This is a genomic window from Pseudoalteromonas sp. DY56-GL79, assembly GCF_041414765.1.
GTDB classification, from domain to species: domain Bacteria; phylum Pseudomonadota; class Gammaproteobacteria; order Enterobacterales; family Alteromonadaceae; genus Pseudoalteromonas; species Pseudoalteromonas piscicida.
In genome coordinates, this window is sequence record NZ_JANHZS010000019.1 from 1 (window position 1) to 22,620 (window position 22,620).

Here is a 22,620-nt window from a genome sequence, read left to right on the forward strand (position 1 = left end):
GTAGGTTTTTTCTGTTCTAATGCTGTAACCACGCATACGCATTTCTTCCTGAATACCTTTCAGAAATGGGCTTTTTATACTCATGATAACTCCTTACCTTACTTGACTGTATATATATACAGTATTATCTGGGGTTCTCGGATATCAAGGAAAATAATGAAAAATTTTTTGCGCGTTTACGCATGAATAAATTAAAAATATTATTGTTTATCATAAGGTTATTTATCTGCGATTTGAGATAATAGGTTTGGGAAACGCGCATGCGCATTTTTCCAGATGGTATATTTAGCCGAATGCTGATAAGTTCTTTGCATACTGATAGTTAACTGTGCGCGTTTTCACTGGTCCAACGAGGTAAACGCGCATGCGCACGAATAAAATGTTATATTTTTCTGGAGTGTGGTGATGTTAAATCAAATTGAACAATGGATTGATCAAACAAATATTGAATTCAAAGGGCAAAGGGTTTGTTGCTCTCAATTTTTTGACGATTTTGAAGGTTTTTACCCTTTGTCATTTCTAAAGCAAGCCTACTTTGTAATAGTAGATAAAATTCCAAAACCAAATTTTCCCGAATTACGTCAAATGGGGTTGGGAGATTTTATAGATACGGAAGTTGATGGCATCACATATAAAAACACTTATTATCTCCTTCCGCACATAGCTTCAAATTTACGTATACATTTTCATGAACTGGTTCATGTAGCGCAATGGAACTATTTAGGAGCTGTTCCTTTTATAGAACGTTACATTAGTGAAATCCAAACATTAGGTTACGAAGGCGCCCCCTTAGAAAAAATGGCATACGCCTTTGATCATCACTTTAGCAATGGTGGCGAGAAGATCGATGTACCTAGCTATGTAGCACAAAAAATATAACAAGCCATTGCAGTGCGGGACTTTTAACAGTTGGCTTTCCTCACTGCGTTCGTTATTTTAGCCAACTATTAAAAGCCCCTGAATGGGGCGTTATGAGTCGCACAAATATTAGGCGTTGGATGAAGAATGAATAATACAGGAATAGTTAAAAACCCTTTGTCAGTGATCGCTATATTTGCTGGAGTTGCTGAGATAAGTGGCACAGGGGTTCTCCCTTTCATAGATGCAGAAAACCAAGAGCTTTACATATGGTTCTTGATGCTTTTTCCATTTACTTTGGTTCTTTTGTTTTTTGCAACACTTAACTGGAATCATAAAGCCCTTTACGCGCCATCTGATTACAAAAGTGATGAATCATTTCTAGAAAGTGCAAATGGTAGTAAGTCGCAAAGAGAAGGCATTGCTTCGATGGAAAAGGTAATAGAGGCTAAAGTTCACGAAGTTCTTAATGCTTCAGATGATGTCCATGGTGAAGATAGAAAGAAAAGCATTGCTGAGAAAATAACCGAATCGATTAAAACAAGTGCATTCATAACCGTCGATGCAAGGTCTTTTACTGGTGACGCAGGTGATAGTTTCGATCTCCCCTACGTTGGGTTTTCCTCATTAGATAGCCTAACTAATGAGGTATATTTCCTAATTGAAAGTCATGTAAGACCATTTGAATATGGTCATTCTTGGGTGCTTAAAAACGATAAAGGTGAAGTCATTAAGAACTCTAGAATGATTACTAAAACAAAAATCGGCGTACCATGTACAGATAGTCGTGGACTTAAAGAGGTCGGGATTTTGCCTGGCATGACAATTACTGTGAGCAAGCCATGACTCATAACAAACAACTGCAGCGGATCAATTTACGCTTCGCTTTAATTGCCCGCTGAGTTGGGCGTTAAATAAAAGAATGAGGGTTGTGAGAGCTTCTAAGTTGACTGCTTTTTTATCGGGGTTGCCATTAGGCGCGTATTTGGCGTTTCTTTGGTCGGCTCAGATTGTCGAAGATTCGCATCAAAAAGTGGCAAATTTTTTCTTTGTGGGATATTTCCTTTCGGCGTCTGTCTTTTTTGTTATTGGTTTGAAAAGTATAAAAAGCAGGCTGGATATGTCTCACCAAGATTTCTTTGGTGATCCGATAGGATTTATTAAGTTGTCTTGGGAGTTGATGGTTAACGACTTCTTTAGAATGATGCTCTTTGCATCGGGAGTCATAGTGGGAGTTGGGTTGTGGAAGGCTGGTGCAATAATTTAACAATGCCATGCATGCGACAAGCGCATGATGGCGGGCGTTATGTTTCAAGGAGTCATTATCTATGCCAGACATTGGTGCCATTTCAGCAGGGATAAGCTCTATTAAAGTTGCTATAGATATAGCCAAGGAACTAAAGGGGGCCACATCTGCAATAAAAGATGCTGAGATTAAATTGAAGATGACAAATAGCTGACACCCATCACAATTAGCATCCAAACTGAGGTAGTGAAGTAAAAAAGTATGTAAACACCTCAATCACTGGGTACAAAAACGTTTTTCGGTAGGCCAATTCTTATCGCCTAGGCATATTTCTGCACCAAGACTGGGTTATCGCGCACGACAACACGCTGTAAATACAATAGTAAGAAATTCTAGCGTTGAGAATGTGAGTTTTGCTAAGCCAAAAAGCGCTCGCAGTTTGTTAGGTTCGTCCGTCGTCGTTTTTGAAGTGTTTCGCAGTAAGCGGTTATTGTCCGCTCTCGACCAACTGCACCGTGAAATACCCGTGAAAATTGCGTAGTGAGTTTTATCCAGTTCTCCGGATCTATATTTAGTCGAGTGAGTATGGGTTGTGCTTCGTTAATGTAGCCTCGCTTGTCGGCGCGAATGCATTTGCCCGTGAGCTCAACTAATTCAATATAGGATTTGAGCTCAAAAGGCAGGCCTTTAGGCATATGTTTTCGTGGGCTGCCAGCGAAGCGTAATAGACTTTTTGGTTGTTTACCTAATTTCGCATGGTCGATTCGTTTTTTGATGCTGGTGTAGTCTGAGGTTTCAGGCGTTGCGGCGATTTTGGCTCTAATGGGGTTTAAGTCTACATATGCCAAACAAGCAGCCAGTGCAGCTTCATCCAGTAATGCTTGGGATTTAAATCGTCCTTCCCAAAATCGGCCTAGAGTCATTGATGACACCCATCGTTATTTGTATCTATGCTGACAACGCGACAAATAGCTGACACCCATCACAATTAGCATCCAAACTGAGGTAGTGAAGTAAAAAAGTATGTAAACACCTCAATCACTGGGTACAAAAACGTTTTTCGGTAGGCCAATTCTTATCGCCTAGGCATATTTCTGCACCAAGACTGGGTTATCGCGCACGACAACACGCTGTAAATACAATAGTAAGAAATTCTAGCGTTGAGAATGTGAGTTTTGCTAAGCCAACAAGCGCTCGCAGTTTGTTAGGTTCGTCCGTCGTCGTTTTTGAAGTGTTTCGCAGTAAGCGGTTATTGTTCGCTCTCGTCCAACTGCACCGTGGAATACCCGAGAAAACTGCGTAGTAAGTTTTATCCAGTTTTCCGGTTCTATATTTAATCGAGTAAGAATGGGTTGAGACTCACAGATATAGCCTCGCTTGTCGGCGCGAATACATTGGCCTGTGAGTTCAACTAATTCAATATAGGATTTGAGTTCAAAAGGCAGACCTTTTGGCATATGTTTTCGTGGGCTGCCAGCAAAGCGTAGTAGGCTTTTTGGTTGTTTTCCCAGCTTCGCATGGTCGATGCGCTTTTTGATGCTGGTGTAGTCTGAGGTTTCAGGCGTTGCGGCGATTTTGGCTCTAATGGGGTTTAAGTCTACGTAAGCGAGACAAGCGACCAACGCCGCCTCGTCCAGTAATGCTTGGGATTTGAATCGTCCTTCCCAAAACCGGCCTGTACAATTATCTTCTTTATTTGCTCGCCGGGCGATGTCTTCGTTAAGCACTCGCATAAACCAGCTAATATCTGCGAGTCTTTCTCTGTACTTATCAACCAGCTCATCGAGCATCAATTGCTCCGAATCATTCAGTGGCTCATCTTCAATAAACTTTTGGCTTATCCAATTACCTTTAAACAACTTGTGCCACCGTATCAAAATCGCTTCATCCGACAGACGCTTAGCCTTTGTATCATCAACATATAAAACAATATGAGTGTGATTACTCATCACGGCATAAGCACAAATATCAATACAAAACACGGAACCCAACATCAGGAGCTTTTCTTCAACCCAATCCCGGCGGTGTTCGTATGATTTGCCAGTAAGTTTATCTTCACCGCAGAGAAAGGCACGCCTTACGCAGCGGGAGATACAGTGGTAGTATTTAGTGTCGGTTAGACTGATTTGTTTTTTACGGGCAGTAGCCATAGTTTGTTTTTCTCAATCCTTTGAGTGCAGAATTAAAGCTTAGGCGGTATCTTAGGAAGGTGCAAATTAGTGGTGGGTGTCAGCGATTTGTTGTGAGCGATTTGTTGTGGTTTTTGATTTTAAATATGATTATCTGGGGATTCTTCAGAGTAAAGCGTTATGTGAATAAATGACATGAGCGAATCTGTAGTAAAAGAAGTATTAATCAAAGCAATTAAAGAACTAGAAGAGGCTGGCGACTTAGTCGTTGTAAACCCGGTTGAAAATGCTATTGCGAACAAACTGTATTCAGTTGTGCAAGAAGTATCTCCAAATATGCTTACTGCTCCTGAACTTGGCGGTATTATCAATACTTTAAATGCACATAGATTGGGTTTCGGTTTAGATGACAACGATTTTCAAACTATTATTGGGTTAACCAAAGAAGAGCTTAGTGCAGCTGCAAGTAAGTTAAAAATAGCAAAATGGTAAATCACATAACAAACACAGCAACCGAAAACCGCAAGCAATGGCCTTGGAAAGCAGGCCATTAAGACGCTTGCGTTTCCGGTTGTGTGGGCGTTATGCCCATCAGGTTTTGGAGTGTTGAATGGATATAGATGAAAATAAAATAGATGAAGCAGCTTTAGCTTTATTACATCTCACTTTGCATGATTATGGCCGAGCTTGGAAACAAATTGACTGGGAAGTTATGAATAGGCTTTATGAAAAAGGTCTAATTTGTGATCCGGTTGGTAAGGCAAAGTCAGTGCAATTGACCGATGAAGGCATTAAGCAATCAGAAGAGTTATTCAAAAAGCTTTTTTCAAAATAGAAGCTATTGGTCATATAACAAAGCAAATTAAAAGCTCGGACAAAAAACAGTTGGCTTTGTTCGTGCCTCACAAATTTTAGCCAACTATTTTTAGCCGTTTATTTGCGGCGTTAGCCCATAGAAACTTTTATGCGAAATTTGCCTAATACAGCCGCTGACTTAAAACGTTTTTGTCCAAAAATAAGTTTATTTGACCGCCCGCTGTTCGCCTTTTCGGCCATTAATCAGTTACGGACGGTCAGATTTGGTTGAACTCATAACCCAAAACTGCCAGATTGTGCTTGAGCCAGCATCAGATCACTTTGTCGACGTACTCAAGTATTAAGCCAAATTAATATAGTAGAGGCCGTAGCCCACGATAAATGCAGGCACTGCAGAGTAGATGGTGGCAAATAGCGCCGCCCTTGGTGCCAATGCTATCGCTGGAAATAACGCATCGCCATCGTTAGCAACGGCATTGGCTGCAAGGGCACTAAATGGCACGACGCCTTGCAGGTACAGCGTTGTAACAACAATTTGGGGGCCACAGCCTGGTAATAATCCGACAATAATGGCCACCAGTGGTGCATACAGCGCATAGTCTTTAAACCAAACCGCGAGATCAAGCCCTAAATACGCGGTAGATAGCTCGTAAAGCAAAAAGCTTGCAACGACCCAAGCGGTCACAAAGTGCGTGTCCTGTAGTACTCTAGTGAGTTTTGACGGAGGGTCGCATTCACCTTCTTCACAGGTGATATCTTTATAGCTTACGCCTTTTGAATTAAGTGCCCACACACACACAGCAAAAAGACACAATGCTGCTCCAAGCCAAGCGATTTCCGTATCAAAAGGTGCTAAGTCGACGTTAAAAGCAATCGCGAGCGCAATTGCAAGGCTAGGTAGTAAGCCCAGCTTCCAAACCTTACGGCTTAGACTAAACGCACGGCTCGCGTGTAAGGTTTCTTCTTCGACCTCATTGATGGTCTGCGGGACACAAAAATCGGGTTTATGAATTAAGTGCACACATAGCCCACTCACGATACCCACACCAACGCCCATCGCGATGATAGTGAGGCCTGTCAGCGGCTCTTTGGCGAGTAGCAAAAACGCTGCATCTCCCATCGTCGCAGTAAGTACAGCGACAACTGAAGCAAAGCTTGCTTGTTTTTTGGTAAACTGGGTGACCACGATAATCGCGCCACCACAGCCGGGTAGTGCGCCCAATATTGACGCCATGGCTATTTCGAGAATAGGGGATTTGGTACTCAGATAGCTGAGATTAAGCTGTGGAATTCTGTCAACAAGAAAGTAGTACACGAGCAGGGTAGCGGCTACAAAGACGCTGACTTGAAAGAATGCATCACTCAGCGCACTGACCACAATTGGTCTCGCCGTTTCAAATGCCATTAGTACAATAATAACGAGGGGGAAAATCAACCGCTTGTTGAACAATAAACTCACCTTAGCGCCATGTGCTGGTTGAGAGTATCGAAGTAGAGATGAAAACATAAAGTGCAACCCGTGTATTGTCTAAGTTGCACTTTAATTTCATTTTAAATGAAAATCAATGTCATTTGCATTATTTTCTTTGGAACTCTGCGGTTGCTTTCCATTTCGGCCATGCATCTTGCTCAGAGACATCGTAGCCAACTTTAAAGAACAGCTGTAGATCCTGTATCGCGCCGCTTAAATCCCACTCTTCACGGTAGCGATCGCAAGGCTGATGATAACAACCGCGCAATACTAAGCCCATACGTTTACGGTAGGTTTCAGTCTCTTCGTCACGTGCTTCGGTTCCACCACCGGCGTACATTGCAGGCACACCCATGTTCGCAAATGCGAAGTGATCAGAGCGATAGTAACCACCAGCGGCAGGACGTGGATCCCCTGAAACGACGCGGTCTTGCGCTTTTGCTGCGGTTTCTAGCATTTCATCAAGTTCCGATTTACCAATACCAACTACGCTGATGTCTTTTACTTTACCCAATAAATTTAGGCTATCCATATTGATGTTAGCAACGGTTTTCTCTGCTGGAATAACAGGGTTTGCAGCATAAAATTTTGAGCCTAACAGACCTTGCTCTTCAGCCGTTACGGCCAAAAATGTAATTGAACGGTTAGGGCGAGTTGGTAGTTTAGTAAAGGCTTCAGCTACCTCAATCATACCGCCTGTACCGCTAGCATTATCATGTGCGCCGTTATAGATCTGATCGCCTTTACGGTTTGGATCGGTACCTAAATGATCCCAGTGTGCTGAGTAGATGATGTGCTCGTCAGACTTTTTGCTACCTGGTAAGGTGGCGATAAAGTTATACGAAGTTGATTTTTTGATGGTGTTTTTGACGGTAACTGACGCGCTTAGGTTGCCCATATCAACGTGGTATGCGCCTTCAGCAGCTTTTTTCTTTGCTGTGTCAAAATCAAGTCCAGCCTTTTGAAATAGCTCTTTAGCAACGTCTACTGTTACCCAACCTTCAACCGCAACGCGGTCCATATTGTTATTTTCTTTTTGGAAGCCAAACTGTGGGCCACTCCAAGAGTTTTCTACTACGCTCCAAGGATAAGAAGCTGGCGCTGTTTCATGAATAATGATCGCACCTGCTGCGCCTTGGCGTGAAGCTTCTTCGTATTTATACGTCCAACGACCATAATAGGTCATAGCTTCACCGGTAAATTTACCCGAGTCAGGATTAGCAAAGCCAGGATCGTTTACTAGCATCACCACTGTCTTGCCTTTCACGTCTAGGCCTTCGTAATCATTCCAGTCGTACTCTGGAGCATTTACGCCATAGCCAACAAAAACCAGCTCTGAATCTTTGATTGACTCGAGTTCACTGATACGGGCTGAGCCCATCACCATGTCTTTTTTATATTCGTAGTTTTTGCCACCGATTGTTAACGTCATATTAGGATCGGCTTCAAGCGAAACAAGCGGCACTTCTTGTAAGAAGCTGTTGCCATTTCCTGGCTGATAGCCAAGCGCTTTAAAATGTTTGGTTAAATAGGCAAGCGTTAGCTCTTCACCTTTTGTTGACGGAGCACGGCCGCCAAATTCGTCAGAGGCAAGGGTTTTAATATGGGCTCTGAGTTGAGCATCGTTAATACTATTATATGCAGTATCGATGTCTTGGGGGCTATTGCTAGTGCTAACACAGCCCGCCAGCACCGCCATAGATAAAGCGCTAAGCGTCAGTTTAAGTTTCATAATTGCCTTTCTTTTACTTGTTAGGAACCCATAAGTAGTAACATAAAATGCGTAAAAGTTCGAGCGGGACAAGACGGCTAGAAAGGCATTAATTATCCGAAGCTCAGGTTAATTACCTTAATTCTAGCATGCGATTTAGCCTGTTACGCTCATTTACAATTGGCTTTTGCCAAGTATCAGGCGCTTCAGTAAAATAGTCGGCTAATTGCATGATAAGTATCTCAATCAAATGAAAAAGTTTACAGCGCCTGAGGCGTGGCAGGTTGCATGTTTACATGCTGAGCCGTTTTCCCATTTAAATCAGCTTTTTGACTTAAAAAGCCAACAAGACTGGCCAAGCCCCCAGTGGCTGTCTTCGCACGTAAACAGCATTAGCTTGCAACAGTATGATACCCGCTTTGTGGCCGATGAAACGATAGACTTTGGCGATAAATACTATGAAGAGATTATCTTTGAAACCCACCAGGTACCGACGCGTAGTCAAAATTGGCACGACTTATTTGGCGCGTTGATTTGGTGTTTATTCCCAAAAACAAAAGCTTTGTTAAATGCCCTACATATCGAAGAAATAGCACAGTTTGGTTTAAAGCAGCGGAGTAAAAAGCGCAATGCGTTAACACTCTTTGATGAGTGTGGTTTGGTGTTGGCAATCGATGATGATAAATGGCGTGATGCCCTTAAATCACACCAATGGCAGAATGTATTTTACGATAATCGCTCAGAATGGCAGCAAAACCTAAAGCCTTTTGTATTTGGCCATGCAAACTACGAGATGCTAACCAATCCTTTTATTGGGCTAACGGGAAAACTGGTGTGTATCAATGTTGATACCGCATTTTGGAAACTTTCATTGAGCGAACAATATCGTTGGTTAGATGATAAATTGGTCGCACTGATCAATGATGGGCTGCTTGAAGACAATACCAAAATGTCACCCATTCCGCTGCTTGGGATCCCAAACTGGCATGAGCCACAAGATTTAGAATTTTATCAAAATACGGACTATTTCAGGCCGAAAAGAAGGAAGTAGCATGATAGCTATCAATGGATTAAAAAAGCGCTTCGCCCTGACTCGCGAACATAAAAAGAAAAAGAGTCAAACGGATCCTCGCGAGCGTGAGGGTTTTTTTCATAGTGTAGAAGAGGTCAATCTACACTGTGGGCAAGGTGAAGTACTCGGATTGCTCGGCCCCAATGGGGCGGGAAAAACCACCACTTTGCGTATGCTATCAACTGCGCTGACGCCGGATGCCGGCACTATCTTAGTGGATGGTCAGGATATTGTGAAAAAGCCTGTTGTTGCACGCAAAGCCATCGGTTTTCTATCAGGGTCAACAGGGTTATATGGACGTCTTACTGCCAAAGAAAATGTTGAATACTTTGCACGACTTCATGGTTTAAAAGGCAAAGCATTAAAAGCGAAATGTGATGAGCTGTTTCAGCGCTTAGAGATGGAGACCTTTTTAGATAAAAGGGCTGAACACCTATCGACCGGTATGAAACAAAAGACCAATATTGCACGGGCGGTGGTACATAGCCCTAAAGTCGTGGTACTAGATGAGCCTACGACTGGCCTTGATATTATGACCACACAAACGGTTATCTCTTTTATTCGCGACCTCAAAGCGCGTGGTACACCCGTTATATTTTCTACCCACCATTTAGATGAAGTCGCGTTATTGTGCGATAGAGTGTCTGTTATCGATAAAGGGATCACCTGTTTTGATGGCAGTTTGGCTGAGTTTAAAGTGAAGGGGCAAAGTGAAGAGCTAAATCAAGCATTTTTAAATTTGGTAACGGGAGCACAGCATGTTTGAGGTATTTTTAAAAGAAATTAGAGAGCTGCTGCGCGACCGCAAAACACTGTTTTTTGTGATTGCACTGCCAATGTTAGTATTTCCTGTGATTATGGCTTTAGTCGGCTTTATGGCTTCACAAGCCGCCATGGAAGCGAAGCAAGAAGTTCATACGTATTACATCGCAAATGAAGCCTATGCTGAAAAGTTCTCAGAGCAGGTTTTTTATCATAAAAGTTTTAAAAAATATGCTGGTGAGCTCAAGCTTGATAGCGTCGAAGCATTGAGTGATGCGGTACGAAGTGGAGTGATCGATGTTGGGGTTTTTATTCCATCCGATCCGGTTGAAAATCTGGAGTCTGGCGTAAAAAGTGAATGGAAAATCGTGTTTAACGATGCGCAATCTATCAACTTTATATACGACCGTTTATCTAAACTTGCTAAGAAGTTTTCTGATGAACTCAGAGCGGCGAAGTTAACCTCACTGGGGTTGTCGCAAGCGGAGCAAGCGGCAGTGCTGCAACCTATATCGATTACTAAAGTGGATACTGCTGACAAACGCGAAAATTTAGGCGAGAAGTTAGGTGCGTTTATCCCTTACATGTTAATTCCGTTGGTATTGATGGGGGCAAGCTATCCAGCTATTGATTTAGGCGCTGGAGAGAAAGAGCGTGGCACCTTAGAGACGCTGTTATTAACACCAATCTCACGCACAGAGCTGGTGTTAGGTAAATTTTTAACCGTATTGAGCAGTTCAATATTCTGTGCGCTTATCACGGTTTCCAGTATGGCGCTGTGGATAGGAATTGCCAGTAGCTTTGTCGAGCTAGACGTGATTAAAAACGCCTTCTCGTCGGTTGCATTAATAGACTTTGTGTTGATTTTTGCGTTGTTGCTTCCTGTTGCTGTGATGCTTTCGTCGCTAACACTTGCCATTTCAATTTACGCCAGAACCTTTAAAGAAGCTCAAAACTACATGGGGCCGCTCAGCATGGGGATCTTCATTCCCATTGTGATGTCTTTAATGCCAAATATGGAGTTAACCGCAAAAACCGCATTGATCCCAATTACCAATGTCGCATTAGCGATTAAAGAAATCATCAAAGGCACGGTTGATTATGGCTACGTCGCATTAATTTTTGGCGCTTCTGCCGTTCTAGCGGCGGGGTTACTCGTGTGCTGCGTTAAATGGTTTAATAAAGAAACCGTATTGTTTAGGTAAAGCTTCAGTTAGGTGTGAGTCATTGAGAATTATGGCGTTTTTCTGTACGATAAACGCCTTATTCAGCATTTAACTTTTTGTAATTTAGCGTGCTGTTTATCTGGATAGCTTGCGCAAGTCGTAGGTTTCAATATTAGTCACTCAAGGAATGTAGGATGACATCAACCTCGGTACTTAAGTCAGTCAGTGAATCGGTTACTAACGGCATAGCCATTTTATTCTTGTTTTCGTCGGTTTTTCACTTAGCCGGGTCAAGTTTTTTGGAAGCTCTGATCTACTTAGTGATTTCTTTGTTACTATTTGCATACCGTAATCGTTTAATGTTTGACCCTGCACAAAAGCAGTTTGTTATCACTAAACAACTATCGTTATTGAATGTACGTATTCGGAGAATAGGTGAGCGTGTGATACCGCTTGCAACTGTGACTGAAGTATCTACGGGTTGTAACAAGCAACTCAATTATATTGGTATAAGTTACCTCTCAGAAAATGAGGAGCCTGCGGTCTATTCATTTTCGTGTTTACGGCAAGCTGATAAACTCAACACGCTTTTGTCGGCATCAGGTTTTGACCATAACGTTCAACCAACGGCAGGCGCAGATATAGATTCGAGGTCAGCTACGCGTTCAACTCCCACTAGCCTTGCAAGATTATTTCCTTTATTTATGAATAGCAATCGTGATATTGAAGCGCAATTCTCCGTGTTACGATGTGCACTACCGACGCCTAAGCATAAGCTGCATATTGTTTGGATGGTGGTAGGGGCTTTTGCTCTAATGACCTGCTTTATTCTTTACTCGTCACAAAATTACATAGCTGGTTTGGTATTTTTGGTGCTCACGTATTTGAGCTATTGGTTGACGTCTTTACTTATTAGTAATAAACACTATTTTGTTTACCACTCACCCTGTAACCAAATTAAGGTTGAGGAAAATAGTTTGCTGCTACCTGCGTTACTGTTTACAGATAAACAAGCACGAGAGGTAAAAAAGGATGAAGTTAACGATATTAAGGTACATTGGAACACGTTTATAGTCAGCGACTTGGATAGGTTAACCGCGTCGACTCGTCGTAATCATATTGTTGGTTTGGTCTTTGATACTGAGTATGGTGCGACGGTTTCACTCTCTGGCATGAGCGTAGAAGCTGAGCCACTCTTACTTGCGTTAACGCATTGGCAATATCCTTTGTCTATTGAACGTACGGATAAAGCGGTGTTCCCAATGGTGAGGCACTTTCAATATGGTATTCTAGTGTTTATTATCGGTATTATTGTCTGGGCAACGACTACATTTGTGATATAACACACCTGACGAAAAGCGGAGATTGTTTTCATAAAACGTCTTCTTAAGTGATAAAGCTTGGGTAATTCCCCATTTTTGGGCAACAAGTATTGTTAACAAACGGCGATTGTTTATTTCGAATATAACTTCGCTAAAAATAAGTGAAAGTACTATATATGAAGAAAAATCAGGATTGTCCTCAGGTGCTGTTTGAGGATATGTCGCGAAAAGAAGCGATACTAAAAGAGTTTAATTCGCTGAGGCCTAATAATAAGCGACGATTCTACCAGAGCATCGCGATGCTAACGGCAGTCGTATTTTTAACTTATCGCTACCCAGAAATTATTGAACAACCCGTTTTATACATCTTTTTGATTTTAATGATGAGCGTAAGCGCAGAGTCGTACGTGCAAAACAAGCGTATCAATAAACGCATCGATTTACTGCATAAGCTATTAAAAGAAGAGTGACTAGCTGATACTTGAAGAAATGAAGCCGCTGACTAAGCGGCTTCAACATTGTCGGTTTTAATATCGTCAATTTCAACTACGTTGAGGACGGATTGAACATCTGACCAATGCAGCAATTCAATACGACCTTCTTGGTTTTCAACCAGTGCCGTGCAGTTTTCTATCCAATCACCATCATTACAGTACACAATACCATCTACGACACGGATCTCCGGTTGGTGGATATGCCCGCAGATAATGCCGTCGACACCTTGCTTCTTCGCTTCATGAATTGCTGCGTTTTCGAATGCGGCAATAGCCTCTCTGGCTTTATGCACGCGTTTTTTCAGCCAAGATGCAAGCGACCAATAATGACCACCATATAAACGTCGTACGCGATTGGTCCAGCGATTTAAGAAGAGTAGAAAATCATAAGCGGCATCACCAATGATACTGATCAGTTTGTTATATCTTGTTGCCGAGTCAAAATCATCACCGTGTAGTAATAAAAACCGCTTACCTGCGGAAGTGGTATGAATAAAGGTTTTATGCACTTCGACTTTAAAAAGCGTTTGTCCTACGTAGTTTCTGAAGGTTTCGTCGTGATTACCCGGTATGTAGATAACGCGTGTACCAGATCCCGCTTTTTTTTGTATGCATTCTAATACCTGATAGTGGGATGGATCCCAAAAAAACTGGCGTTTCATTGACCATAGATCAACGATATCACCAACCAGATAGAGTACATCACATTCAGTTTTGTTGAGAAAATCTAGCAAGAACTTCGCTTTACAGTCCTTGTAGCCCAAGTGTACGTCTGAGATCCAAATACTCGGATAGTATGTTGTTTTCATGGCTTGGCTCTTTAGCGTAATAATGACAATGCTAAGAGGCAAAGATGACAGTGGCGGGGCAGTTAGGAGAAGCTAATATGACAAAAGAGCATACATCTGTATGCTCTTTTATTATACAATTTACGTAGGCTTATTTGCTTTTAATTGCATTAACGATTGTTTCAACCGCAGATCCAATATCCAGCATCAGTTTTTCGCCAGTTTGACGATTTTTCAGCTCAACCTTATTTTCATCAAGGTTACGCTCACCAATCACTAGGGTGTATGGAATACCGATAAGTTCCATATCGTTAAACATAACGCCCGGACGCTCTTTACGGTCGTCAAATAACACATCAATTCCTGCATTTTGTAGATCTGCATAGAACTTTTCTGCGATCTCTGGAATACGGTGAGACTTATGCATATTCATTGGCACGATTGCCAACTCAAATGGCGCAATAGCAACAGGCCATTTAATACCGTAATCATCGTTATTTTGCTCGATTGCTGCGGCAACGATACGAGAAACGCCAATACCATAACAACCCATGGTTAATGTTTGGTTTTTCCCTTCTTCGCCAAGTACACCAGCTTTCATTGCTTCAGAGTACTTAGTACCAAGTTGGAACACGTGACCTACTTCGATACCACGTTTGATAAGGATTTTACCTTTACCACAAGGGCTTGGGTCGCCTTCAACCACGTTACGGATATCTTCAACTGTATAAGTGCTTACGTCTCTGTCCCAGTTGATCCCACTGTAATGAACACCATCTTTGTTTGCACCGGCAACAAAATCAGCCATGATAGCTGCGCTGCGATCGACAATAACAGGCATTGAAAGACCAACAGGCCCCAAAGAGCCAGGTTTTGCACCAATAGCGTTAACAATGTCTTCTTCACTCGCCATCTCTAGCGGTGAATCCACTAGTGCTAATTTCTCAGCTTTCAGCTCATTTAAGTCATGATCGCCACGAACGATAAGCGCGACAAGAGCACGTTTACCGTCTTCGTCTGGTGTGCCATACACGATGAGTGTTTTCACACCACGGTGTGGTTTAACGCCATGTTTTGCTTTTAGCTCAGCGATGGTGAAAGCTTCAGGTGTGTCAAACGTATTAAGTTCTTTACTTGGCGCTGGGCGAGCTTCAGTTGGTGCAAGTGCTTCTGCCTTTTCAATGTTTGCAGCGTAGTCACTTTCATCACTGAATGCGATTGCATCTTCACCAGATTCTGCAAGTACATGGAACTCATGCGATAGGTTACCGCCAATTGAACCACTGTCAGCAATAACAGGACGGTAGTCAACGCCTAAACGATCAAAAATGTTACAGTAAGCTTGGAACATCTTGTGATACGTTTTTTCAAGACACTCATCAGTCATATGGAATGAATAGGCATCTTTCATGGTAAATTCACGTGCGCGCATCACACCAAAACGTGGACGAACTTCGTCACGTACTTTCGTACTGACTTGATAAAGTGTGATCGGCAGTTGCTTATAGCTGTTGATTTCGCGACGTACAAGATCAGTGATCACTTCTTCATGCGTTGGACCAAGTGCAAATGGACGGCCATGACGGTCATTAATACGAAGTAGTTCAGGACCAAACTGTTCCCAACGGCCTGACTCTTCCCATAGCTCTGCAGGCTGGATCACTGGCATTAGCAGCTCAATCGCTCCCGCTTTGTCCATTTCTTCACGGACAATTCTCTCTACTTTGCGGAAAACTTTTAGACCTGATGGTAGCCAAGTATAAAGACCTGAAGCCAATTTACGGATCATACCCGCTCTAAGCATTAGCTGGTGGCTTACCACCTCTGCATCAGACGGCGTCTCTTTTAGAGTCGCTAATATATATTCACTCGTACGCATTCTTATTCCAGTATAAGTTACTTATTGTTCTCTTATTGGCGGCTATTCTAGCAGTGCAGTAGCCGCTTAAAAAGCTTTAATACCTAAACATCTTCATAATTTATAAGTTTATTGGCAAGCCGCTGAGTTTGCTATTTTGCTAACGAAATTTCAGTGACATGGTTATGCTCACCATCTACTGTCCAGCGGATATTAAAATCATACAAACTCATACCATAGCCCTGCTGTGATGTGCGTTTCTTTTTATAAGCTGGACGAGGATCTTGCTTCAGTACATTAGCAATGAATTGCTGAAGTTCAGGATAGCTTTTTTGTTTTTCAATAAAAACAATAGCCTCGTCTGAGAAACTAACAGACATTTGCGTTTCTGGCCGAGTATCAGCAAAGCCAGCTGTGGCATCCACCAAGGCATCTGAATAGGGAAGGTACGGCTTAATGTCAATGATTGGTGTACCGTCCAATAAATCCACGCCGGAGAGCAACAGATCCAGCTGACCATTTTTATATTCTACGCCCTCAAGCTTTACTGCACTCATGCCAATCCCGTTGGGTCGAAAAGTCGCTCTAGTCGCAAACACGCCTTTACGTTCATTGCCACCGAGTCTCGGAGGACGTACAAGTGCAGAGTAACCCTTATCAGCGGTTTCATGAAAGCGAAACAATAACCAAATATGCGTGAACGCTTCAATACCACGAACAAATTCTTCGCGATTGAATTCACCAACAAATCTAAGCTTGGCTTTTGCCTCTGGGACAAGCCTTGGTTGTCTCGGGATAGCGAACTTCTGTTTATAAGGAGATTGGATAAAGCCGATGGGCTCAATAGTGATCTGTTCCACTACGGTCTCTGTCTGAATTAAGATGAGTGAAGTTTACTATTGATCCCGACTTTCACAAAATCCTGCTCGCAATCAGCCCTGTAATGCCATGTAATTCATTTATTCAGATTTTTCGCATAACCTTGTAAATAATGGAATATTGGTGGAAGTCGCAACATGAATCGGTATACTTTTTCGGCACAAAATAGCTTACGTTCGAGTTTACGCACAGATAACGAACAAATCATTGGCACTAGAGCATACGAGTACAAGCAATTGGTCGAAGACATTAAACCAATTCAAGGCTTACGAGAAAAATTACAAGCATTTAATCGCCTGAAAAGAGATGAATGTAAATAATGGAGTTTCATAGAAAGGTTGACCAAAGCTGTCAAGAAGCGCTCTGTAAATCATCCCCTTTAAAACCTATTTTGATCCGCGCGATATCTGAGCGTAGAGCAGCGTTGCAAGCAATAATTAATGATTTAACAGAAGGGGCGGTAAGTCCAACTAAAATGGATGTACTACTCAGTCAAGAAGCGGAAAAAGTAAGCTTACAATTATTAAAAGAAGGCAACTTAAGTAAACGCGACGCGCTCGCTGCAAGTGAAAAAGCCATATTTACATTAGCAAGGAACTTGCTTTAGCGCGGCTTAACTAGCCAAATCTATCAATATCCCCGAATGATTTTTTATCTTTAGTTTCAGTTTCCATAGGCTCTACGGCCAATACATTATCTAGCTTACATTAAAGTGCAGGCCAGCAAGGCACGCGTTTTTCAAAGGACATACGGCTCTTATCAGCGCTAGATTGTAAATAAAAACAAGGTCCCTATTTTAGGGTCGTTGTCGCGAATATAAAGTCTGTGCTATATTTTAGCTGCTACCAATAACGGACAATTTGATATGGAAAATTTTATTAAATCTACTTTAATGACCTCTGTTTTATTCGTTTCACTCACAACAGGCGCATTTGCGAAAAGCGAGCCAAACATACATTTATCTACAATCGTAAATGCATCGGCTGTTGAAAGAGTTGCTCCTCAGTATCCACGTAATGTTGCGTTAGTCGGCGGGGAAGGCTGGGTTACGCTGAGTTATATCATCAATGAGGATGGTTCGGTGGCGTCTCCGATAGTGGAGAATTCATCTGGACAGAAAGGCTTCGAACGCGCTGCACTGCGAGCAATCAAACGTTGGCAATATTCTCCAGCAACAAAAGATGGTAAGCCGATTAAACAGTGCAAAAATAGTGTGATGTTTTCATTCAATATGTCAGATGCGGAAGAAGGAGCATCGCGAGGTTTTGTGAGAAGTTATCGCAACATCAATAACCTCCTTGACGAAAGTAAGCTAATAGAAGCTAAAGAACATATTGATAAACTGGCAAAAAAAGGTCGTTGGAATCGATATGAAGAAGCCTATTTTAACTTAGTAAAAGCGCGATACTTTCAACTAACAGCTGAACCTAGACAAGAACTTGAGGCGCATAGAGGGATCATCTGGCACGGCAAGGATATCGTTAAATCTGAACTCTACGCCAACGCCCTTATCAATGCAATTAAGCTCCAAACTCAGCTGCAGGAATATAAAGGAGCGCTGAAAAACCATAAAAAACTAATGGAGTTAGATGGACAAGACACTTATAAGTCAGCAGTGCAACCTGTCATAGATGAAATCGTTGCTTTGATAGCGGATAAGAACAAGATGCTTGTTATTGCCGCTGAAATCAAAAATGATGATGTCTGGACACACACATTAGCCAGACCCAATTTCGCTATCGCTGAGGTTTCAGGCGCACTTCATACTCTTGAAGTACGATGTGATAACCAGTTTTCACAATTTAAATTTGCCGAAAATATGCAGTGGAATATACCGAAAAGTTGGGGTGAGTGTAATGTCGTGGTTTTTGGTGAGCCGAATAGCTCCTTTAAACTGATAGAAGTTCAATCGTAGCTGAACTTCTATACTTTAATTTTTGTTATCAGACCTTCATGTTATTTACTATCGGACAAAGTTTCTTCTAATAGCGATTCGGTCTGGATCGCTATTTCCTTCATTTTCACCGCATAGGCTTCCAATTTTTTCTCCTCTTCGGTTTTCGCTTTAAACTGAGGAATTTGAATTGGATACCCAGCTTGGTCCATGGCGATAAAGCTGATAATACAGTGATTGGTTTCGACAAGTCGCTGCGTTTTTGGGTCGCCACAGCGCACCTGAATAAAAATCTGCATACTGGTATTTCCGGTATGGGCAATGCGCGCGGAAACTTCAACAATCTGACCCACAAGAATAGGGCGGTGGAAGCGCATGCCCGCTACTGAAACGGTAACGCAGTAGCTACCGCTCCAACCCGCGGCGCAAGCATACCCAGCTTGATCAATCCATTTCATGACCATACCACCGTGTACTTTACCGCCAAAGTTGACGTCGGTGGGCTCTGCTAAAAATCGAAAGGTGACGGATTGTTGTGGCATAGACTCAACTCTATTTTAAAAATATACGCTAAGTATAGGAAAGAAAGGGGCATTTCGCCCCAGCAATTTAGGATTTATTGGTATTACATGTTTGGATAGTTCGGACCACCAGCCCCTTCTGGTGTGACCCAGGTAATATTTTGGCTCGGATCTTTAATATCGCAGGTTTTGCAATGAATACAGTTTTGCGAATTGATGACAAACAGCTTCTCACCTTGCTCGTTTTCGTTTACTTCATACACGCCTGCGGGGCAGTAGCGCTGTGCAGGCTCATCAAACTTAGCTAAATTCACTTTGATTGGTATATCAGAATCTTTTAACTGTAAATGACATGGTTGCACTTCTTCATGGTTAGTATTCGATAAAAATACGGAAGAAAGTTTGTCAAAACTTAATTTACCATCCGGCTTTGGGTAACTTATAGTTTGCGACTCAGATGCAAGCTTAAGCTGTGCGTGATCCTGATGTTCGTCCTTAATGGTAAATGGTAGCGAACCTGAGAAAATGTTTTGGTCGATCATATTGTAGGCGCCACCCATAATACGACCTAACTTATGCATTGCTGGGCCAAAGTTGCGAGATTGATAAAGCTCATCATAAAGCCAGCTTGCCTTAAATTTGTCGGCAAAGCTTACCAAGTCTAACGGAGCGCTTTCTTGGTCTAATGCCTCAATGATGGCATCGGCTGCAAGCATACCGGACTTCATTGCTGTATGGTTGCCTTTAATTTTGGCAAAGTTGAGGGTACCTGCGTCACAGCCAATCAGTAAACCACCTGGGAAATGCATTTTAGGTAGGCTGTGAAAGCCACCTTTGGCGATTGCTCGAGCACCATAGGCAATGCGCTCACCACCTTCCAGTACACTCGCAAAGGTGTGGTGATGCTTCATACGCTGAAACTCATCAAATGGGCTTAGGTGTGGGTTAGTGTAATTTAAGTCGATGATTAACCCGACCACGACTTGATTGTTTTCAGCGTGATACATAAATGAGCCGCCATGGGTATCATTGTCGAGCGGCCAGCCTGTGCCGTGTACAACAAGACCTTCTTTATGCTTGCTTGGGTCTACTTGCCAAATTTCCTTAAAGCCGATGCCATAGTGTTGAGGAGAAGCGTCTTTATCCAGTTTAAATTCAGCTATAAGTTGTTTGCCTAAGTGGCCACGGCAACCTTCAGCAAATACGGTATATTTCGCTCTAAGCTCCATTCCAGGCATGTAGCTGTCTTTAGGTTGGCCATCTCTATCTAAGCCCATATCACCGGTAATAATACCTTTAACTTGTTGCTCTTCAACAATTAGAGAGTGGGCGCTAAAGCCTGGGAAAATTTCTACGCCAAGTTGCTCTGCTTGTTCAGCGAGCCAACGACAAACATTCCCCATGGAAACAATATAGTTGCCGTCATTTTTAAATGTTTTTGGTACCACTAGATGAGGCAGTTTGGTGGCATTGGTTTCATTTTTGAATAAATAAATGTCGTCACCCGTCACTTTCGTTGTCACAGGAGCGCCTTTTGCAGCCCAATCAGGGATAAGTTCGTCTAGTGCTTTGGTTTCAAATACTGCACCAGACAAAATATGTGCACCTACTTCTGAGCCTTTTTCGACTACACAGATCATTAATTCTTGTTGTTTTTCTTGAGCCTGTTGAGCGAGTCGGATAGCGCAAGACAGGCCCGCAGGACCTGCACCAACTATCACAACATCAAACTCCATGGTTTCGCGTTCGACCATTATTAACCTCACACTATTTGACGGTAGATTAACTAAAGAGAGGCTTTAGTTTGATTTTCGTTAAACTAAGGTTATTTGAGGTTGACGTTTACGTCAACAGGAAGTAGTCTGAAACCAATAAAATAATTTGTTGACGTAGACGTCAGCTTAGAGAATAACCAGATGATGGAGTAACCATGAAAGTACTTGTGCCAATCAAACGCGTGATTGATTACAACGTAAAGGCAAGAGTCAAATCTGACAACAGTGATGTTGATTTGAGCAATGTTAAAATGGCGATCAACCCATTTTGTGAAATCGCAGTAGAAGAGGCGGTTCGTTTAAAAGAAGCGGGCACAGCAACGGAAGTTATTGCCGTATCAATTGGCGATAAAGCTTGTCAAGAGCAGCTAAGAACTGCGCTTGCACTGGGTGCAGATAAAGCAGTTCACATTGAAACAGACGCTAAGCTTGAATCTCTGCACATTGCAAAACTACTGGCTAAGGTAGTGGAACAAGAAAGTCCAGAGCTGGTCATTCTAGGTAAACAGTCTATCGATTCTGATAATAACCAAACAGGACAAATGCTAGCGGCGTTAACTAAACGTGCTCAGGGCACTTTTGCCTCTAAAGTTGTAGTTGAAGGCGATAAAGTGCAAGTGACGCGTGAAGTTGATGGCGGTTTGCAGACGGTATCGCTATCACTTCCAGCTGTCGTGACAACAGACTTGCGTTTAAATGAACCTCGTTATGCTTCATTGCCAAATATCATGAAAGCTAAGCGTAAACCACTAGATGTAATCGCAGCGGATTCGTTAGGCGTTGATTTAGCTCCTCGTATTGAATTGGTGAAAGTGGAAGAGCCAGCTAAGCGCTCTGGTGGCGTGATGGTTGAGAGCGTTGAAGAGTTAGTAAACAAGTTAAAAACAGAAGCAAAGGTGATCTCATGAGCGTATTAGTTATTGCTGAGCACGAAAATGGTGTATTGAAACCTGAAACCGCTAAGGTGGTTGCTGCTGCAACAAAAATCGCAAGCGACATTACCGTATTAGTTGCAGGTCACAACATTGCTGAGGCTGCCAATCACGCTGCTCAGATCGCTGGCGTACAAAAGGTGGTCGCGGTTGACGATGCTTCATTCGAACATCAATTGGCAGAAAACACATCTGAGCTAGTTGTTGAATTAGCACGTGACTTTTCACACATTTTGTTTTCAGCGTCTACCACAGGTAAAAATATCGCGCCACGTGTCGCGGCGTTACTCGACAAATCACAGATCTCAGAAATTATCGATGTGATTGATGCAGACACCTTTAAGCGTCCAATTTATGCTGGTAATGCAATTGCGACTGTAAAATCATTAGACTCACAAAAAGTTATCACTGTGCGTGCATCAGCATTTGATGCCGTAGAGACTCAGGCAGCATGTGACATTGAGGATCGCTCGCAAAGTATTGCCTCTCAAGTGAGTGAGTTTGTGAGCATTGAACAAACTGAATCTGAGCGCCCTGAATTAACTGCCGCACCGGTTGTTATTTCAGGTGGCCGTGGTATGCAAAACGGTGAAAACTTTGCCTTGCTAAATGGTATTGCTGACAAACTAGGGGCCGCAATTGGTGCGTCGCGTGCTGCTGTTGACGCGGGCTTTGTGCCTAACGATATGCAGGTGGGCCAAACCGGTAAGATTGTGGCGCCTAACTTATATATTGCAGTTGGGATCAGCGGCGCTATTCAACATCTTGCAGGTATGAAAGATTCTAAGGTCATTGTCGCTATCAACAAAGACCCAGAAGCTCCCATTTTCCAAGTGGCTGATTATGGCCTTGTTGCAGACCTATTTGATGCGTTACCAGAGCTTGAACAGGCACTGTAACGCTTCTTTTTGTAGCTAGCCTACATC

General features: G+C 42.5%; 24 protein-coding genes and 1 pseudogene. 16 read left to right on the forward strand and 9 right to left on the reverse strand.

Annotation, left to right across the window (positions count from 1 at the left end; genetic code table 11):
- The first annotated feature begins 405 nt into the window (after nucleotides 1-405).
- The 4 genes from NO992_RS14475 (at nucleotide 406) to NO992_RS14490 (ending at nucleotide 2,318) form a co-directional block, all read left to right on the forward strand.
- The gene (locus NO992_RS14475) at nucleotides 406-879 is read left to right on the forward strand and encodes a hypothetical protein (protein WP_371378311.1); all 474 of its coding nucleotides are present in this window, start codon (nucleotides 406-408) and stop codon (nucleotides 877-879) included.
- A 126-nt stretch (nucleotides 880-1,005) separates the two neighbouring features.
- Entirely contained in the window at nucleotides 1,006-1,704 is a 699-nt protein-coding gene (locus tag NO992_RS14480; protein ID WP_371378314.1) for a hypothetical protein, read from the forward strand.
- A gap of 85 nt (nucleotides 1,705-1,789) precedes the next feature.
- Nucleotides 1,790-2,125, forward strand: a complete 336-nt coding sequence (locus NO992_RS14485; protein ID WP_371378317.1) for a hypothetical protein — start codon at nucleotides 1,790-1,792, stop codon at nucleotides 2,123-2,125.
- 61 nt (nucleotides 2,126-2,186) lie between these two features.
- Nucleotides 2,187-2,318 carry a hypothetical protein gene (locus tag NO992_RS14490; protein ID WP_371378320.1) on the forward strand — a complete coding sequence of 44 codons (132 nt, stop codon included), beginning with the start codon at nucleotides 2,187-2,189 and terminating at the stop codon, nucleotides 2,316-2,318.
- A 202-nt stretch (nucleotides 2,319-2,520) separates the two neighbouring features.
- Here NO992_RS14490 and NO992_RS14495 read toward each other — a convergent pair.
- Together NO992_RS14495 and NO992_RS14500 are read right to left on the reverse strand one after the other, a co-directional pair.
- A pseudogene (locus NO992_RS14495) lies at nucleotides 2,521-3,018 on the reverse strand (transposase); the annotation flags it as partial.
- 264 nt (nucleotides 3,019-3,282) lie between these two features.
- Nucleotides 3,283-4,254, reverse strand: coding sequence for a transposase (locus NO992_RS14500; RefSeq protein WP_371378322.1), 972 nt, complete (start codon nucleotides 4,252-4,254; stop codon nucleotides 3,283-3,285).
- Nucleotides 4,255-4,428: 174 nt separating this feature from the next.
- On the opposite strand from NO992_RS14500, the gene NO992_RS14505 reads away from it, so the two are divergent.
- Both NO992_RS14505 and NO992_RS14510 read left to right on the forward strand, forming a co-directional pair.
- Nucleotides 4,429-4,725 (forward strand): hypothetical protein, encoded by a 297-nt coding sequence (locus NO992_RS14505; RefSeq protein WP_371378325.1) that lies wholly within the window; start codon nucleotides 4,429-4,431, stop codon nucleotides 4,723-4,725.
- 118 nt (nucleotides 4,726-4,843) lie between these two features.
- A complete protein-coding gene (locus tag NO992_RS14510) occupies nucleotides 4,844-5,068 on the forward strand; it encodes a DUF6429 family protein (RefSeq protein ID WP_099029137.1) in 225 nt (74 codons plus the stop codon).
- 321 nt (nucleotides 5,069-5,389) lie between these two features.
- Here the strand turns inward: NO992_RS14510 and NO992_RS14515 are convergent, their stop codons facing one another.
- Nucleotides 5,390-6,556: a putative manganese transporter gene (locus NO992_RS14515; protein WP_371378328.1), complete on the reverse strand. Its 1,167-nt coding sequence runs from the start codon at nucleotides 6,554-6,556 to the stop codon at nucleotides 5,390-5,392.
- 70 nt (nucleotides 6,557-6,626) lie between these two features.
- On the reverse strand, nucleotides 6,627-8,252 hold the full coding sequence (locus NO992_RS14520; RefSeq protein ID WP_017217470.1) for a M28 family metallopeptidase: 1,626 nt from the start codon (nucleotides 8,250-8,252) through the stop codon (nucleotides 6,627-6,629).
- A gap of 229 nt (nucleotides 8,253-8,481) precedes the next feature.
- Here NO992_RS14520 and NO992_RS14525 point away from each other — a divergent pair, with 229 nt between their 5' ends.
- From NO992_RS14525 to NO992_RS14545, 5 genes are all read left to right on the forward strand, one after another.
- Nucleotides 8,482-9,282 (forward strand): DUF3025 domain-containing protein, encoded by an 801-nt coding sequence (locus tag NO992_RS14525; RefSeq protein ID WP_371378331.1) that lies wholly within the window; start codon nucleotides 8,482-8,484, stop codon nucleotides 9,280-9,282.
- 1 nt (nucleotide 9,283) lies between these two features.
- Complete coding sequence (locus tag NO992_RS14530; RefSeq protein WP_371378334.1) at nucleotides 9,284-10,069, forward strand: ATP-binding cassette domain-containing protein; 786 nt, start codon at nucleotides 9,284-9,286, stop codon at nucleotides 10,067-10,069.
- Nucleotides 10,062-11,270, forward strand: a complete 1,209-nt coding sequence (locus NO992_RS14535; protein WP_010372620.1) for an ABC transporter permease — start codon at nucleotides 10,062-10,064, stop codon at nucleotides 11,268-11,270. Before NO992_RS14530 ends, NO992_RS14535 begins: the two co-directional genes overlap by 8 nt.
- 155 nt (nucleotides 11,271-11,425) lie before the next feature.
- On the forward strand, nucleotides 11,426-12,574 hold the full coding sequence (locus tag NO992_RS14540) for a hypothetical protein (protein WP_371378338.1): 1,149 nt from the start codon (nucleotides 11,426-11,428) through the stop codon (nucleotides 12,572-12,574).
- A 155-nt stretch (nucleotides 12,575-12,729) separates the two neighbouring features.
- Nucleotides 12,730-13,023, forward strand: coding sequence for a hypothetical protein (locus NO992_RS14545; protein WP_305776177.1), 294 nt, complete (start codon nucleotides 12,730-12,732; stop codon nucleotides 13,021-13,023).
- 32 nt (nucleotides 13,024-13,055) lie between these two features.
- On the opposite strand, the gene NO992_RS14550 is transcribed toward NO992_RS14545, so the two are convergent.
- The 3 genes from NO992_RS14550 to tsaA form a co-directional block, all read right to left on the reverse strand.
- Entirely contained in the window at nucleotides 13,056-13,856 is an 801-nt protein-coding gene (locus tag NO992_RS14550; RefSeq protein ID WP_371378341.1) for a UDP-2,3-diacylglucosamine diphosphatase, read from the reverse strand.
- A gap of 130 nt (nucleotides 13,857-13,986) precedes the next feature.
- On the reverse strand, nucleotides 13,987-15,714 hold the full coding sequence (locus tag NO992_RS14555) for a proline--tRNA ligase (RefSeq protein WP_371378344.1): 1,728 nt from the start codon (nucleotides 15,712-15,714) through the stop codon (nucleotides 13,987-13,989).
- Nucleotides 15,715-15,845: 131 nt separating this feature from the next.
- Nucleotides 15,846-16,553: a tRNA (N6-threonylcarbamoyladenosine(37)-N6)-methyltransferase TrmO gene (gene tsaA / locus NO992_RS14560; RefSeq protein WP_371378347.1), complete on the reverse strand. Its 708-nt coding sequence runs from the start codon at nucleotides 16,551-16,553 to the stop codon at nucleotides 15,846-15,848.
- 156 nt (nucleotides 16,554-16,709) lie between these two features.
- Here tsaA and NO992_RS14565 point away from each other — a divergent pair, with 156 nt between their 5' ends.
- From NO992_RS14565 to NO992_RS14575, 3 genes are all read left to right on the forward strand, one after another.
- The gene (locus NO992_RS14565) at nucleotides 16,710-16,892 is read left to right on the forward strand and encodes a hypothetical protein (protein WP_010372639.1); all 183 of its coding nucleotides are present in this window, start codon (nucleotides 16,710-16,712) and stop codon (nucleotides 16,890-16,892) included.
- On the forward strand, nucleotides 16,892-17,179 hold the full coding sequence (locus tag NO992_RS14570) for a hypothetical protein (RefSeq protein ID WP_010372642.1): 288 nt from the start codon (nucleotides 16,892-16,894) through the stop codon (nucleotides 17,177-17,179). The genes NO992_RS14565 and NO992_RS14570 overlap by 1 nt, the downstream gene beginning before the upstream one ends.
- Nucleotides 17,180-17,437: 258 nt before the next feature.
- Nucleotides 17,438-18,487, forward strand: a complete 1,050-nt coding sequence (locus tag NO992_RS14575; RefSeq protein WP_371378351.1) for an energy transducer TonB — start codon at nucleotides 17,438-17,440, stop codon at nucleotides 18,485-18,487.
- 41 nt (nucleotides 18,488-18,528) lie between these two features.
- Here the strand turns inward: NO992_RS14575 and NO992_RS14580 are convergent, their stop codons facing one another.
- Together NO992_RS14580 and NO992_RS14585 are read right to left on the reverse strand one after the other, a co-directional pair.
- Entirely contained in the window at nucleotides 18,529-19,008 is a 480-nt protein-coding gene (locus NO992_RS14580; RefSeq protein ID WP_010372647.1) for an acyl-CoA thioesterase, read from the reverse strand.
- An 83-nt stretch (nucleotides 19,009-19,091) separates the two neighbouring features.
- Nucleotides 19,092-20,741 carry an electron transfer flavoprotein-ubiquinone oxidoreductase gene (locus NO992_RS14585; RefSeq protein ID WP_371378354.1) on the reverse strand — a complete coding sequence of 550 codons (1,650 nt, stop codon included), beginning with the start codon at nucleotides 20,739-20,741 and terminating at the stop codon, nucleotides 19,092-19,094.
- Nucleotides 20,742-20,917: 176 nt separating this feature from the next.
- On the opposite strand from NO992_RS14585, the gene NO992_RS14590 reads away from it, so the two are divergent.
- Nucleotides 20,918-21,670 carry an electron transfer flavoprotein subunit beta/FixA family protein gene (locus tag NO992_RS14590; RefSeq protein ID WP_371378357.1) on the forward strand — a complete coding sequence of 251 codons (753 nt, stop codon included), beginning with the start codon at nucleotides 20,918-20,920 and terminating at the stop codon, nucleotides 21,668-21,670.
- Entirely contained in the window at nucleotides 21,667-22,593 is a 927-nt protein-coding gene (locus tag NO992_RS14595; RefSeq protein WP_371378360.1) for an electron transfer flavoprotein subunit alpha/FixB family protein, read from the forward strand. The genes NO992_RS14590 and NO992_RS14595 overlap by 4 nt, the downstream gene beginning before the upstream one ends.
- The last annotated feature ends 27 nt before the right edge of the window (nucleotides 22,594-22,620 follow it).